The following is a 14,688-nucleotide window of genomic DNA, read 5'->3' on the forward strand; positions in this document are numbered from 1 at the left end:
TGCGTGTCCCCTCAGTCAAACAGCTTGTCGCCTTCGAAGACGGGCGTGCCGTCCCTCAGGCATTTCAGATCGCGCATCAGTGACTGGATCAGACGCCAGATCATCAGCGCAAAACCGGTGGGCACGGCCATCAGGAACCACACCTTCGATACCCGCAGCCCGTCCGTCACCGAACCGAACTTGGCCGAAACATGCACCGCCTCGTACGACCAGTAGAGTGCGATGACCGCCACGCCGAACATCACCAGATCGCCGAAGATATACAGCAGCGCCTTGGGACGCGGTCCAAGGTAGTGCATGATCACGTCGATACGGATATGGGCGCGTTCCTTTACGGCTGCTGCCGCACCGATCCACGCAAGGTAGATGAAAGAATAGCGGACGATCTCTTCGCCCCAGATCGACGAGAAAGCGAAAATCTCACGCCGAAGAACCTCGATGGCCATGGTGATGACCAGCATCACGTAGAACACCAGCAGCAGCCAGCGCTCGGCGTTGCGGTCTATGTTTTGAAGTAGGGTCATCTGTTCCCTCGGCAAAAGAGCAACCGGGCCATAGCCTTCTTGTGCGGGCCTGCTTCAGGTCCGGCTGCTTTGAAAGATCGCGGGCTCACTCGCTGCGCCCGCCGCCTGTCTGTTAAGCGTCGTGGACGTAGTATTTGCCCTGCGTGCCTGCGGCTTCGACCAGCTTTTCGAACGCGTCCATCGACCCGGCAAGCTCGGTCTTGAAGGGGTCCCATTCGGCGTTCTGATAGCCGCCGACGCTTTCCCATTCGGCCAGTTGATCGGAGCTGAGCGAGTGGAACTCGACCCCCGCCTTGTTCAGCTCGGCCATGGCATAGGCGCGGGCCGAGGGCACTTTGGCCAGATTCTGATGCGCGGTCATTTCGGCACCCCACATGATGCCTTCCTGTACGTCAGGCGGCATCGAGTTGAACCATTCCAGATTACAGGAATAGACCTGACTGTCCGGCACCGCCTGCGTGAAGGTCACATGGCTGAGGATATCCTTGAAGCCGAACACGAACAGTGCGCCCACTGACGGGTCCAGCGCATCCGCCACGCCCTGTTTGATGGCCGAGGGGGTCTCACCCCAAGCAACCGGCGTCGGGTTTGCGCCCGCCATGCGGTAATATTGCTGCAGCATCTTTGAGCCCGGAACGCGGAACTTCACACCGCTCATGTCGCCCGGCGTTATGATCGCATTGCCACCCTGACGCACCGCAACCACGCGCGGGTCGATCACCACGTAGAACAGCGCCTTGAAGCCGGCGGCCTCGACCTTGGGATGCACCTCGTTCTTCCAGGTATCTGAGGTCACGAGATTGGTGAACTTCTGGTTCGAGCCGCACAGATACGGCATGTTGATCAGGTCAACGGTCGAGGCAAACGGTGCAAAGTTCGACAGCGAGTGCTGTGCAGCCTGAATTGTACCACCCTGAACCTTCTGCACCAGCGATCCGCCCGCACCCAACTGCCCGCCGGGGGCTAGTTTGACATAGACCTTGCCGTTTGTAGCGTTCTGGATGTTTTCCTTCAGGTCCAGTTGCATGATTGGATAGCTGCGCGACGCGCCCAGCACATAGGCCGTGGCGATGGTCATCACATGGTCGGCGGCCTTCTCACGCTCGTTTTCTTCCCTGGCGGTCTGCGCGGCGGCCTCGGATGACCACAGCACCCCACCGGCCCCAGCGACCAGCGCGGCAGTGAATGCGCCCGTGGCACTGAGTTTCAGGAAATTGCGACGCTCGGCCGACGCCAGTTCCAGTTTGTCCTTGTTCATTGATTGCCCTCCCAAGCAAAAAAGTCAGCTGTCGCGTTCTGCGTTGCGGTCAGCCTCCTTTTTCAGAATTGCGACAACGAACAGGATCGACGCCGCGAATAGAACCAACATCTCGCCCACGTCTCCTAGGAATGCGCCGCTCGCAAACGCGCCCATCGCAACATTCGCGAAATAGATGACGAACACGATGATAGAGGCAAACAGAAACATATTCCGGGTCCCATGGTGGATTCGGCTCAACCTCTCTTGTAAGCGCTTACATGTAAAATGCAAGCGCTTACATATCTGCTTTCCATATCACCTCCATAGATGTACACTCATTGGCAAAGGTGAATTACGGATTTGGAAATGTCGAAACCGCGCTCAGCCCCGACGCTGGATGATGTCGCCAAAATGGCCGGAGTTTCGACCGCGACGGTGTCACGATGCCTGAACAACCCCGATCGCGTTGTCGCCACAACCCGCGAACGGGTTCAGGCCGCCGTTGACGCTTTGGGCTATACCCCCAACTTCGCCGCTCGGGTTATGGCGGCCAAGCGCAGTTTCACCATCGGGGCGATCATTCCGACCATGGAGAATGCTATTTTTGCAAGGGGCCTGCAGGCATTCCAGGAGGAGTTGCATCTGCGCGGTTACACGCTGCTTGTGTCCAGTTCCGCCTACAAACCTGACATTGAAGAAGAACAAATACGAAAACTGGCTGCGCGGGGTGCAGATGGCCTTTTGTTGATCGGCCATGACCGTGACCCAGAGATTTACAAGTATCTGGAAAGCCGCAGAATTCCGACGCTGATCGCGTGGTCTTACCGGCCCAATGCACTGGCACCGTCTATTGGTTTCGATAACCGTAAGGCAATGCGCAACCTTGCAGAGCGCGTGATTGCGGCGGGTCACACCAGAATCGGGATGATTTCGGGGATCAGCGAAGGCAATGATCGCGCCCGGCTGAGAATTGAGGGCGTTCATGACGCCGCCAACGCGCGCGGTCTAAACCCAGATGGTTTCACGATAGTCGAAACACCTTACGAAATCGAAAACGGTGGAGCGGCGTTTGCTGAACTTATGGCACAACCTATCCCACCGACCGCAATCCTGTGCGGCAATGACGTTCTGGCTGTGGGGGCTGTGCGGCGCGCACAAGACATGGGCCTGCGTGTCCCTCAGGATGTATCCGTCACAGGGTTCGACGATATCGAACTGGCCCGGATCGTCTCTCCGGCATTGACGACAGTGCATGTGCCACATCGTGAAATGGGGCGCAAAGCGGCGCTACAACTGGTTGAGATGGTTGAAACGCAAAGCCCCGGACAAGGCGAGCAACTGGCGACCAGCATAGTATCGGGCGGATCACTTGGACCGCCACCCCAAGGCTAAGCGGCCTCGACCTCCATTGTACGGAAATCATCCTTGAGCCAACTGTGGGTGGCACACATCGGATCGGTGAAATGCTGACGAATGAGTTTTCCCATGGCCTTTTGGATCAGTGCCGATGTGGTTTCAGGGTAAACTTCGGTTGTGAACAGTGACACCGTACGAACAAAGTTACGCCCCGGGAACGGCATTGCCTTCACGCTATCGTGGAACCTTTGGGCGCGGTGGAAACACGCGGCGGTCGTAATGGCCCACCCTGCCCCTTCCGCGACCAGACCGATGATGGACTGGTTGCACTCCAACTCGAAACGGTTGGGTAAGTTGTACTTGCTTCGCGCCAGTTGGATTTCGATCTGCTTGCCGATCATGTAATCCCGCGAATAGCGTAAAAGGGGCAATTGCGCATCCGGCGTGAACAAATCGCTCGCCGTTCCCTCAAAACCAGCGGGCAGGATAACGATGAACGGATCCCGCATCAGAGGGTATTCGATCAAACCTTCCGTCCGCTCGGACGGGCGCGTTGCAACCCCTGCATCCAGCTTGTGTTCCTGTAGCTTCGCGATGATCTCATGGCTGGGCCGGGTGAAATGGCGGAAGTTGCAACGCGGCAGGGCCTGCGCCAGAAACCGGAACAGATCTGGTGCGATCTGATTGTCGAAATCGTCGATCAGTGCCAACCGTAAATCTGTAGCGTGCCGCCAGTTTCCTGTGCGGATTTCAGCCTCACCTCGTTTCAACGTGGTAAGCCCGTCGCGCACATAACGCGAAAAGACCTCACCAGCCGGGGTTAAACCCATCGGACGTCGACCGTGATCAACCAATTCGATACCCAATGCCTTTTCAAGACTGCGCAAGTGATTTGACACAGTACTGATCGACAAACCGGTTTCCGACGCAACTTGCTGAATAGATCCGGATTTGGCGATCAACTGAAAGACTTCCAGCCAGCGCAAGCTCAAGGATTTGGACACGAGGACCACCTACAGTTTCGATTACTTCGAAACTATCGAACCAGAGAATGATCCCCAGAGCAATCCGGAAGTTGAGCTTGTATCGCGTTCAGGATTTGATCCGACCGAAATCCGGATCGTAAGGCGACGGTGCAATCACAACCGCCGACACACGCTCACCGCATCGGTCCAACTCCATTTCCGACCCGACGTCTACCAGCCCGGGATCAATAAAAGCATGGGCAAGGTTCTGTCCAATCCGATGCCCCCATTCACCCGAAGTGATCGTTCCGATGGCCTCATTTCCCCGCATCAGAGAAGCGCCGGGATGCGCCGGGCCTTGATCCGCGTGAACCTGCAGCGCCACCAATCTCCGGCGCGGGCCCTCGGCCTGTCGCTGCAGCAAGGCATCGCGTCCGATGAAATCGCCCTTGTCCAGCCTGACGAACCGATCCAGCCCGGTTTCGAACGGGTCGAACTCAGTGATCAGATCGGCCTTCCAATGCAGAAAGCTCTTTTCCATGCGCATTGACTCGACCGCGCGCGCGCCGAACAACTTGAGTCCATATGCTTCGCCCGCCTGCCGCAATGCCAGATAAGCTGTATAAAGCGAGGCATTGGGAACGTGGATTTCATAGGCCAGCTCGCCTGAGAAACTGACACCCATCACAGTCGCCGGGGCGATGCCGATGAAACACTCTCGCACACTAAGCCATGGGAACGCCTCAGCCGACCAGTCCCCACGCGCGCAAGCGCCTAGAACGTCGCGTGCTTTTGGGCCCGCCAAAATCAGGATCGTCTGGTCGTTGGTCAGGCTGCGCAGCTGGACGTCCTCGTCGCTCCGCAAATGGCGGGTCAGCCAGTCCATGTCGTGGAACTCGCTGGCTGCTGCCGAGCCGTACCAGACACGCGCTGGCCCCCGGTCGCTGGCGGGAAGATTGGCCACGGTCGCCTCACCCTTGACCATACCCTGATGGTTCAGCAGATAGCCCAGCCCCACGCGCCCGTCGCGCTTTGTCACAGACCCACAGAACATCCGATCAAGAAACGCATGGCGGTCCGCGCCGGTGATCTCGATCCGGTTGAAACCGTTCACCTCGGCCAGCCCCACATTGGTTTGGACATTGGCAACCTCGGCAGCCACCAGATCGAAGGTTTCGTCAAAATCGAAACTGTGAGTGGGCGCGAAATCAGGCGATGGCTTGATGTAATCCACTCTCTCCCACCCGTTCACGACAGTGAACTCGGCCCCCTCCGCCGCCAGAACCGGGGTCAGAGGCGTCGTCTTGGCGGGACGTCCAGCGGGGCGATGCTCATGCGGGAAGTGAAAGCGGAACTCGTTCTGATAATCCTCGATAGCCTTCAGCGCCGTCAGTTCCACATTCGCGTGCCCCGTGAACCGACGCGGATCAAGGCACCACGTGTCATAGCACGCCTCACCATGCACGATCTGTTGCGCCAACAGCCAGCCGTGGCCTCCGCCCTCGCCCAGACCAGCGCGCAGACCGATGATGCAAAACGCATTGCGCTTGCCCGGGATCGGCCCGACCAGAGGCGCACCGTCGATCGTATAGGTGATCGGGCCATTGACCACCGTATGCACGCCCGCCTCCATCAGTGCAGGCATCCGGGCAAAAGCGCCCTCCAGCACATCCGTTACGCGGTCCAGATCGTCAGGGCAAAGCGCGTTGACGAAATTCGGGTCGATCCCGTCCATGCCCCATGTCTTGCAGTCCTGCTCATAGAACCCCAGCAGCAACCCGTTCTTTTCCTGCCGACAATAATAGTCGCTGATCGGACACCGCAGCAGCGGCATCCTGTGTCCCGCATCGCGAATGGCGGGTATCTCTTCGGTCAGGAAATACTGATGCTCCATCGAGGCGACGGGATGATGCACCCCCATCATCGCGCCCACCTCATTCACGCGATAGCCGCCCGCGTTGACGACAATATCGCAATCGATATCGCCCTTTTCGGTCTGCACGGTCCATGTATCGTCAGCGTGTTGTTTCAACCCGATGACCGGCGTGTTGCGATAGACCTCGGCCCCCGCCTTGCGCGCCCGCCGCGCCAGCGCCTGACACAGCTGCGCGGGATCGATATCCCCATCCATCGGATCCCAAAGCCCGCCGATCAGGTTCTCGGTCGAGATCAGCGGGTGACGACGCGCGCATTCCTCGGCGTCTATTACCTCAAACTGAACGTCCATTCCGCGGGCCATAGAGGCGAAATGGTGATAGCCCTGCATCTGCGCTTCGGTATTGGCCAGCCGGATGCCGCCGTCGCCATGATGGTAATTGATCGGATAATCCGGGTCGTCGGCCAGCTCCTTGTACAGCCGGATCGAGTGCGATTTCAGCCCGACCATCGTCTGGTTCATACCAAAATTCGTCACCTGCGCAGCCGAATGCCACGTGGTGCCCGAGGTCAGCTCGTTCCGCTCCACCAGAACCACATCGCTCCACCCCTCTTGCGTCAGGTGATAGAGGGTCGAGCAGCCCGCGATCCCGCCTCCGATGACAACGACCTTGGTGCGAGATTTCATGGCGCGGCTCCTGTTTTTGTTTCGCTCAAGTCTTGCGGAACAATGCGCGCGCACGACAAGTCGCCCGGCGCTTGTATTGAAAAATCGAAACCGCGATTGCGGATTCTGCAAATTGCACTTCGCCTTTGCGTGGGGCGCAATGTGGCGCTTAGGTTTCGGGAAAAGCAACGGGAAAGGAACCGGATGAGCACGGGCAGCAAACGAAGCGGCAGACGCGCCCGGCACGCGCAGCGCGCGGCCGCCCCCGTGATTGATCCCTGCCCGCCCGGCCAGATCGGCGGGGCCTTCAAGCCGCTAATAGACGTCGAGATCGCGCAAATTTACGACACCGCCCTGCGCCTGCTGGAAACCCTCGGGATGGGCGAGGTGCCGGATCGGCTGGCCGACGACCTGCGGGCTGCTGGAGCGCAACCCGGCCCTGACGACCGATTGCTGTTCTCGCGCGCCATGGTCAAACAGGCCATTCAATTCGCCCCCAAACAGTTCACCTTTCACGGCCGCGATCCCACGCGGTCGATCGAGGTGGGCGGAGACCGGGTGTATTTCGGCACCGGCGGCGCGGCGGTTCAGACGCTGGATATTGAAACGGGGCTCTACCGTCCCTCAACCCTGACCGATCTGCATGATTTCGCCCGGCTGCAGGACACGCTGCCCAATGTCAGTTGGTTCACCCGCTGCTGCGTGGCGACCGACGTGCCCGACAATTTCGATCTGGACGTGAACACCGCCTATGCGCTGATCCGGAACACCACCAAGCCGATTGCCACGTCCTTTACGCTGGCCGAACATGTCGCGCCTATCGTCGACATGTTGGATATCGTGGCCGGAGAACCCGGCGCATTCGCTGCGCGCCCGTTCCTGAAGGCGCATATCAGCCCGGTCATCTCGCCCCTGCGCTATGGCGAGGACGCGGTGGACGTGGTCTATGAATGCATTTCCCATAACATCCCCATGTCCTGCATCACCGCAGCGCAAGCGGGCGCGACCGCCCCGGCCACGCTGGCCGGGTTTCTGGCGCAGTCGCTGGCCGAAACATTGGCCAGCCTTGTCATGGTCAACACGATCAAACCGGGCTTTCCGATGGTGTTTTCAAACTGGCCCTTCATTGTAGACCTGCGAACCGGGTCTTTTGCGGGCGGCAGTGGAGAAACCGCGATCCTGAACGCGGCCTCGGCGCAGATTTCCAACTGGTTGGGGCTGCCCTCGGGTGTGGCGGCCTCGATGACGGATGCCAAGGCGATTGACGCGCAATACGGGACGGAAAAGGGCATCACCTCACTAGCGGCAGCGCTGGCGGGCGGGAACCTGATCTATGAAAGCTCGGGCATGACGGCGTCTCTGCTAGGGGCCAGTTTCGAGGGCTTCGTGCTGGACAATGAGATGCACGCCCACACTTATCGCGCCCTGCGCGGGATCGAAGTGACCGAGGAAAACCTTGGGTTCGACGCAATCTGCCAGTCGGTTCTGGGCGACGGGCATTTTCTGGGCAGCGCCCATACCTATGACGCCATGGAGCGCGACTATTACTACCCCGAGCTTGCAGACCGGTCCGAGCCCCGCACTTGGGCAGATGAAGGCGCCAGCGACGCATGGACCACTGCCCGCTCACGTGCCAAAGAAATCCTGAATACCCACCACCCCCAATACCTGACCCCCGAACAGGATGAAGCAATCCGCGCCCGGTTTCATATCCTTGATTGACCTTCCCCAAGCCTCCCCCGGCGGCTAGGGTCGGCTTAAATACACAGGAATGAGGCCCCGATGACCGACCCTTTCTTTCAGCCCGTCTCGGCCATGGAACTTGCGCGATTTGCCGGCGTGCCGACCTTTATGCGCTTGCCGGGCATGACGCTGGATCACGCGCGGATCACTGAGGTTGATATCGGGCTGGTCGGCATCCCCTGGGACGGGGGCACCACGAACCGCCCCGGCGCGCGCCACGGGCCGCGCCAGTTGCGGGATTACTCGACCATGATACGCGCGATGAACCCTGTGACCGGGATTGCGCCCTTTGCGATGATGAACTGCGCCGATCTGGGCGACGTGGCCCCGAACCCTGTGGATATCGAAGATACGCTGAACCGCGTGACGTCGTTCTACGCCGACCTGACCTCGCGCGGCATCACCCCCCTGACCGCCGGAGGGGATCACCTGACCACCCTGCCCGTCCTGCGCGCGCTGGCCAAATCCGGCCCGCTGGGGCTGATCCAGTTCGACAGCCATACCGACCTGTTCGACAGCTATTTCGGCGGGCACAAGTTTACGCACGGCACCCCGTTCCGCCGTGCGGTCGAAGAAGGGCTGGTCGATCCCAAACGCTTTGTTCAGGTGGGCATTCGCGGCACCGCCTATAACACCGAGGATATCGAGTGGGGCGAAGCGCAGGGCATCCGCATCATCCGTATCGAGGAACTGTTCGACCGGGGTATCGACGCTGTCATGGCCGAGGTGCGCAGCATTGTCGGCGACGCGCCGACCTATTGCACCTATGATATCGACTTTGTGGACCCGACATTTGCCCCCGGCACCGGCACGCCCGAGATCGGTGGCCCGAACAGTTTTCAGGCCCAGCAGGTGATCCGCCAGATGGCCGGGGTGAACTTGGTGGGCGCCGATCTGGTCGAGGTCTCACCGCCTTTCGACGCCTCGGGCGGCACCGCGTGGCTGGGGATTTCGCTGATGTTCGAACTGCTCTGCGTGCTGGCGCAGGCCGTAGACGCGCGCCGCTAACGGACGTTTTCGGCGATCATCGAGATCATCTCGAACATCACCGCCGCTGCCGTTAGGGCGGTGATGTTGTTGGGGCTGTCCTTGGTGGGCATCATGCACACCACGTCTCCGCCCACGATATTCAGCCCGCGCGCGGCGCGCAAAATCCCCACGGCTTCGTCAATATCGAACCCCTTCTCGCCGGGTTCCAGATTGGACACCGCAGGCGCAACAGTCGGGTCGAGGCAATCCAGATCAAATGTGATATAGACCGGCCTGTCGCCCAAAACTTCACGCGTCTGCACCACCACGTCCTCCAGCCCGCGCTGACGGAACTCGCGCATGGTGACGATGTTGTAGCCATAGTCATAAGACGGCTGCAGCCAGTCCAGACTGCGCGGATGACCCCGTAGACCGATCTGCATGGATCGCCTCGGATCAACCTGCCCCTGATCGGCCAGATACGCGCCCCAATGGGCGGCGGATTTTTTGGCACCCAGAAAGTGATCGACCTTGGTGAACACATCCGTATGTGCATCCAGATGCAGGAAGCTGACGGGCTCTCCCCCGGCCAGTCGACCGCGCCCCAGCGCCTGCACAATGCCGCCGGTGATCGAGTGATCTCCGCCCACCGACACAGGCCGCGCGCCTGCAGCGTCGATGTCTTTGTAAAAGGTCGTGATACGCTCGATGCAGTCCTCGTTGTCATTGGCGCGCGGAAAGGGCACGTCGCCCACATCGGCGATCTTCGCGCTGCTCCACGGGTCGATCTCGAACACCGAATGCACACGCCTCTGCACAGCCGAGACATGGCGCAGCGCACGCGGGCCCAAGTGCTGATCCCGCTCGGTCGTGCCGTTTCCGGTGGAATGCGGGACGCCGACAAGCGCGATGTCCTGCCCCTCGGGGCCGGTATTGGGACAGCGGAACAGGGTCGGTATACCCCACCAAAACAGGTTATCCATCATCGACTGTTCATAGCGGTCGGCCATCTGCATCCCCTTAAATGAAAAACGCCCCCGGCTGGCGGGGGCGTTTGTGTTCAGATTTTCTCGTCTTCTCGCCGGAAGGCCCCCTGCACGATCCGGTCGATGACCATGGCGCAGAACAGGATGGCAAAGCCGCCCAGCAGACCCGGACCCTTGGCCGCATATTGCAGCGCCTCAAGGATTTCCTTGCCCAGACCGCCGCCGCCGATCAGTGAGATGATCACCACCATCGACAGACACATAAGGATCGTCTGGTTCACCCCGGTCATGATCGAAGGCAGCGCCAGCGGGATCTCCACATCCTTAAGCAGCTGCCATTTCGATGCACCAAAGGCGACCGCAGCCTCTTTGATGCTGTCGGGCACGCCCCGCATCCCCAGCGCCGTCAGGCGGATCACCGGGGGCATCCCAAAGATGATCGTGGCCAGAATGCCCGGCGGGTTGCCGGTGCCAAAGAAGGCGATGATCGGGATCAGGTAGACAAAGGCCGGTAGCGTCTGCATCAGGTCCAGCACCGGTTCCGCCGCGCGGTAGGCCCGCGCCGATTTACCGAACCAAATACCCAGAGGAATGCCGATTACCACGCATAGCAACACGGCTGCACCGACCAAGGCCACAGTCTCCATTGCGACATCCCAGTAACCCAGAAGTGCGATGTAAGCCAAAGAGGCGGCGGTGAAGATCGCCACACGCGGCCCCGCCGCACGCCACGCGGTAACGCAGATCACCAGCATCACGACTGGCCAAGGCGATCCAATCAATGCAATCGTCAACGCATCCAGGACCGAGCGCACCCCGGCGACGATCCCGTCGAACACGTCCCCGCCCGCAAGGGCTGCGGCGTCGATCTTGGCCTCCATCCAACTGGCGAGGCTTGAGAACAGCGTGCCGCCATCCTCGCCCAGAAACAAGGCCGAGACCTCTTTCTCCGGGAACGCATCCAGCATCGCGAGCGAAGCGTTGACGGTGAATTTATAGACGATAAGAGGCCCGATTGCGGCCACCAGAACGGCGCCCAGAACCGTGTTGCGCGTAGAACGCCCGCTTTCAGTGCTGTCGGGATCAATCCGCCAGCGCGAATACTGTTTTTCGTAGATGCGGTCCGCGTAAAGCCCCTGCACAAGCTTGAACACCAGCAACATCACCAAGCCGGTCAACATGATCCCCAGCGATTCCGACTGGGCGGCCGCGGCTTTTTCAAAACTGCTGTCTGCTGCCCTCTGTATATTCTCGGCCAATTTGGTGAACCGGTCGATATCCCCCTGCTCGGTCGCAGCAGCGGCGCGTTCCAGCAGCTCGTTCGCGCGGGCTTGTTGGCGCTCGGCGCGTTCGGCCATGTCGGCACCAGGATTGCCCCAGGCCCCGCGTCCGATTTGCACCCACGCGATGATTTCAAGAATCAGGAAGGTCCAGAACATACCCCAAATCGCGCGCGAGGCGGACCAGAACGGACCCAGCGCCGCCGCCCATTTATTGAACGTGTTTGGAACCGCACTGGTCGCATCGTGGATCTTGTGAAAGGCGTTGACGTAGTAATCCCCGTTCGGACCCGCAAATTCATGGATCGAGCGGTCAAGTGCGTCTCGATCCACCTCGATATCCGAGGCGGCAGTGACTTTCAGTTCGGTGGTTGCGTCAGTCATTCTTGCCCCCCTGAATACCGCGCAGCAGCCGCGGCTTGGTCACGACACCCACGTCGCTGCCACCATCCGTGATGATCACCGGCAGTTCGGTGTTAACGGCCAGATCAATCAACTGGTCCAGATCAGCACCTTCATCGGCACGCGGCGCGCCCTCGGTCGGGCCGGAATAGCTGGCCAGAGGCTCCATGATCGAATGAGCCTTGACCAGTTTCAGTTTGGAAATCCCCTGCACAAATTCGCGCACGTAATCGTCAGCGGGGTTCATCACGATATCTTCGGGCGTGCCGATCTGCACGATCACACCGTCCTTCATTATGGCAATGCGGTGGCCGATCCGTATGGCCTCGTCCAAGTCATGGGTGATAAACAGCGTGGTCTTTTTCAGTTGCGCCACCAGCGCCTTGAACTGATCCTGCAACTGCAAGCGGATCAATGGGTCTAGGGCCGAGAACGGCTCATCCATCAACAGGATTTCGGGGTCTGAAGCCAGCGCGCGGGCGATGCCAACACGTTGCTGCATCCCGCCCGACAGTTCTTTGGGCAAGCGATCCTCATAGCCTGTCAGGTCCACCAGACCCAGCGCGTGGTCCGACACCGCCCAGCGCTTGGATTTCGACACCTTCCGAATCTCTAGCGGGTAAGCCACGTTATCGCGGACCGAGCGGTGCGGCATCAGCGCCATATGCTGAAACACCATTCCGATCTGCTGGGCGCGAATGCGACGCAATTCGGACTCCGAGATTTTCGAGACATCCTGCCCCATGATCTCGATCTTGCCCGCAGTCGGTTCAATCAGGCGGTTCACATGCCGAACCAGAGTGGATTTGCCGGACCCTGACAGGCCCATGATGCAGAAAATCTCGCCACGTGGCACCTCGAAGGTTGCGCCCTGCACACCTACGACACAGTTAAAGCGTTCAAGCACCTCGGGTTTTCCAATACCCTCGCTGCGCACAGCCGCCATGGCCTCTTCGGCGCGCGCGCCAAAGATTTTCCAGACATTTTCAAGTTTTACGACAGGTTCGTCCATTTGCCCCTCATATGCGGGGTTTTCCCCGATCTATATGCAAAGGGCCGCCGCGAACTGGTCGCGACGGCCCCCTGGGAATGCGTCTTAGTTGGTCAGCCAGTTCAGAACGGTATCTTCGTTGTTGGCCACCCAATCGCGGGCAAAGTCTGCTGCTTCCACGTTGTCCACAGCAAGGGCCTTGCCCATCGCGCTCAGGTCGTCACCCTGCATTTGGTAGTTGCGGAACAGAGCGGCCACCTCGGGGTAGGCGTCTTCCAGCTCCTTGGCGTAGTGAAGGTGCAGCGTGGCGCCGTTCCAGGCCGAGGATGCCTCGGATTTATCCAGCCAGTCGGGATCATCTGTGGGCTGCACGATGGTCCAGGTCGCCGGATCATGGGCGGGCTCTTCCAGAACGGTCAGGTCCTGTGTCACAAAGATGTAGTGCGGGCTGTAGCAGAAGCCGATCCACGGATCGCCTGCCTTGGCGGCGTTGGCCAGATTCGCATAGGCGATGGTTTCTTCGTACTCGGTCAGATCGAAAATCTGGTCATAGCCATATGACTTGGCCCGGATTTTTTCGACCACGGTCGAGGCCCAGCCCGGCGCACCGATCCAAACCTCGGGCGTTCCGTTGCCGTCAGTGTCAAAGATTGCCATCTTGTCCGGATCACTCAGATCGTCGATGGACTTGATGTCATATTTTTCAGCTGTCGCCGTAGGCACACACATGCCCTGCTCGGCCTGAACCGGGTTTTCGTTCATAACCACGGTACCGTTATCTTTGACATAGGTGTCGTGCAGGTTCTGCTGGTTCGGCATCCAAACCTCGGGGTGGACATGCATCGCGCCAGAATCCATCGCCTCGAACACGATCGGGTTGGTGCCGTTCTGAAGCTCTACGTCCAAGCCCAGGTTTTCTTCGATCACAACTTCAAGGATATGCGCCGTGGCGTTCACCGATGCCCAGTTCGGCACACCGATCACGATATCTGCGGCAAGCGCGGGACCTGCGGCAAGAGCTGCTGCACTTCCCATAAGTGTGGTGAGTTTCTTCATCTGATATCTCCATGTTGGGCGTTCGCGATGCTGTTCTGTCGGCAAATGCCGGTCCCGCACCTTACAAACAGTCTCGGGAAGCTCTAACTCCCCGGATTTTTTGGCCAGCGGCTCGACGCGCCGGATTGGCCAGAAAAGTGAAGCATGGTGACGCAACACCCATCAAGCCCTACGGAGGACAAATACATGTATTTGATATCATCGTATATTAGTTTCGAAAATTTCCGAACTATTAACCAATGTCTGAAACGACAGCCGCGGGCAAAGTCTCGCTCCACTTGCTCAAATCGTCCAGAATGCCCAGCGCGCTGCGGCCAAGCTCGGTGACAGAGTATTCGACCGAAACGGGCGATGTCTGTAGCACGTGTCGCCTCACTAAACCTTGTGCCTCAAGCTGACGCAAACGCTCGGTGATCATCTTTTTGCTGGCACCTGCAATCATGCGGGACAAGTCATTGAAGCGCACGGGCCCGTCTTTCAGGTGCCATAGGATCGAACCCGTCCACTTACCGCCGATGATCCGCATCCCGCGCTCGACCGAGCAAGGCTCGAGGCAGGCTTCTGCCACTTGTTTTCGCCCCCGATTATCCTGACTGACCTTTGCACGCATGGCATATCCCTTATGAAAAAGAAG

13 protein-coding genes are annotated in these 14,688 nt (G+C 59.5%); 3 read left to right on the forward strand and 10 right to left on the reverse strand.

Annotation, left to right across the window (positions count from 1 at the left end; genetic code table 11):
* Window positions 1–11: 11 nt before the first annotated feature.
* The 3 genes from ACR3EG_RS15930 to ACR3EG_RS15940 all read right to left on the reverse strand — a co-directional run bounded on the left by ACR3EG_RS15930 (window position 12) and on the right by ACR3EG_RS15940 (window position 1,992).
* Window positions 12–524, reverse strand: coding sequence for a TRAP transporter small permease (locus ACR3EG_RS15930; RefSeq protein ID WP_170755068.1), 513 nt, complete (start codon window positions 522–524; stop codon window positions 12–14).
* Between the two features lie 112 nt (window positions 525–636).
* Complete coding sequence (locus tag ACR3EG_RS15935) at window positions 637–1,782, reverse strand: TRAP transporter substrate-binding protein (RefSeq protein WP_480497222.1); 1,146 nt, start codon at window positions 1,780–1,782, stop codon at window positions 637–639.
* A 24-nt stretch (window positions 1,783–1,806) separates the two neighbouring features.
* A complete protein-coding gene (locus ACR3EG_RS15940) occupies window positions 1,807–1,992 on the reverse strand; it encodes a hypothetical protein (protein ID WP_170356148.1) in 186 nt (61 codons plus the stop codon).
* A gap of 138 nt (window positions 1,993–2,130) precedes the next feature.
* Between ACR3EG_RS15940 and ACR3EG_RS15945 the strand changes: the two genes are divergently transcribed.
* On the forward strand, window positions 2,131–3,156 hold the full coding sequence (locus ACR3EG_RS15945; RefSeq protein ID WP_480497224.1) for a LacI family DNA-binding transcriptional regulator: 1,026 nt from the start codon (window positions 2,131–2,133) through the stop codon (window positions 3,154–3,156).
* Here the strand turns inward: ACR3EG_RS15945 and ACR3EG_RS15950 are convergent.
* Both ACR3EG_RS15950 and ACR3EG_RS15955 read right to left on the reverse strand, forming a co-directional pair.
* Window positions 3,153–4,124, reverse strand: coding sequence for a LysR family transcriptional regulator (locus ACR3EG_RS15950; protein ID WP_480497226.1), 972 nt, complete (start codon window positions 4,122–4,124; stop codon window positions 3,153–3,155). The two genes, ACR3EG_RS15945 and ACR3EG_RS15950, sit on opposite strands and share 4 nt — an antisense overlap.
* Window positions 4,125–4,212: 88 nt before the next feature.
* Window positions 4,213–6,648: a GcvT family protein gene (locus tag ACR3EG_RS15955; protein WP_480497228.1), complete on the reverse strand. Its 2,436-nt coding sequence runs from the start codon at window positions 6,646–6,648 to the stop codon at window positions 4,213–4,215.
* Window positions 6,649–6,831: 183 nt separating this feature from the next.
* On the opposite strand from ACR3EG_RS15955, the gene ACR3EG_RS15960 reads away from it, so the two are divergent.
* Together ACR3EG_RS15960 and ACR3EG_RS15965 are read left to right on the forward strand one after the other, a co-directional pair.
* Window positions 6,832–8,349, forward strand: a complete 1,518-nt coding sequence (locus tag ACR3EG_RS15960) for a trimethylamine methyltransferase family protein (RefSeq protein ID WP_480497231.1) — start codon at window positions 6,832–6,834, stop codon at window positions 8,347–8,349.
* Window positions 8,350–8,409: 60 nt separating this feature from the next.
* The gene (locus ACR3EG_RS15965) at window positions 8,410–9,378 is read left to right on the forward strand and encodes an agmatinase (protein WP_480497233.1); all 969 of its coding nucleotides are present in this window, start codon (window positions 8,410–8,412) and stop codon (window positions 9,376–9,378) included.
* Here the strand turns inward: ACR3EG_RS15965 and ACR3EG_RS15970 are convergent.
* From ACR3EG_RS15970 to ACR3EG_RS15990, 5 genes are all read right to left on the reverse strand, one after another.
* Entirely contained in the window at window positions 9,375–10,349 is a 975-nt protein-coding gene (locus tag ACR3EG_RS15970; RefSeq protein WP_480497235.1) for an arginase family protein, read from the reverse strand. The two genes, ACR3EG_RS15965 and ACR3EG_RS15970, sit on opposite strands and share 4 nt — an antisense overlap.
* A 50-nt stretch (window positions 10,350–10,399) precedes the next feature.
* Window positions 10,400–11,989 carry an ABC transporter permease gene (locus ACR3EG_RS15975; RefSeq protein ID WP_480497236.1) on the reverse strand — a complete coding sequence of 530 codons (1,590 nt, stop codon included), beginning with the start codon at window positions 11,987–11,989 and terminating at the stop codon, window positions 10,400–10,402.
* Entirely contained in the window at window positions 11,982–13,019 is a 1,038-nt protein-coding gene (locus ACR3EG_RS15980) for a quaternary amine ABC transporter ATP-binding protein (RefSeq protein ID WP_170356140.1), read from the reverse strand. Before ACR3EG_RS15980 ends, ACR3EG_RS15975 begins: the two co-directional genes overlap by 8 nt.
* Window positions 13,020–13,103: 84 nt before the next feature.
* Window positions 13,104–14,054 carry an ABC transporter substrate-binding protein gene (locus ACR3EG_RS15985; protein ID WP_170755052.1) on the reverse strand — a complete coding sequence of 317 codons (951 nt, stop codon included), beginning with the start codon at window positions 14,052–14,054 and terminating at the stop codon, window positions 13,104–13,106.
* A gap of 232 nt (window positions 14,055–14,286) precedes the next feature.
* Window positions 14,287–14,664 carry a winged helix-turn-helix transcriptional regulator gene (locus ACR3EG_RS15990; RefSeq protein WP_209194794.1) on the reverse strand — a complete coding sequence of 126 codons (378 nt, stop codon included), beginning with the start codon at window positions 14,662–14,664 and terminating at the stop codon, window positions 14,287–14,289.
* Window positions 14,665–14,688: the final 24 nt, after the last annotated feature.

The sequence above is a fragment of the Ruegeria sp. AM7 genome, from assembly GCF_056535965.1.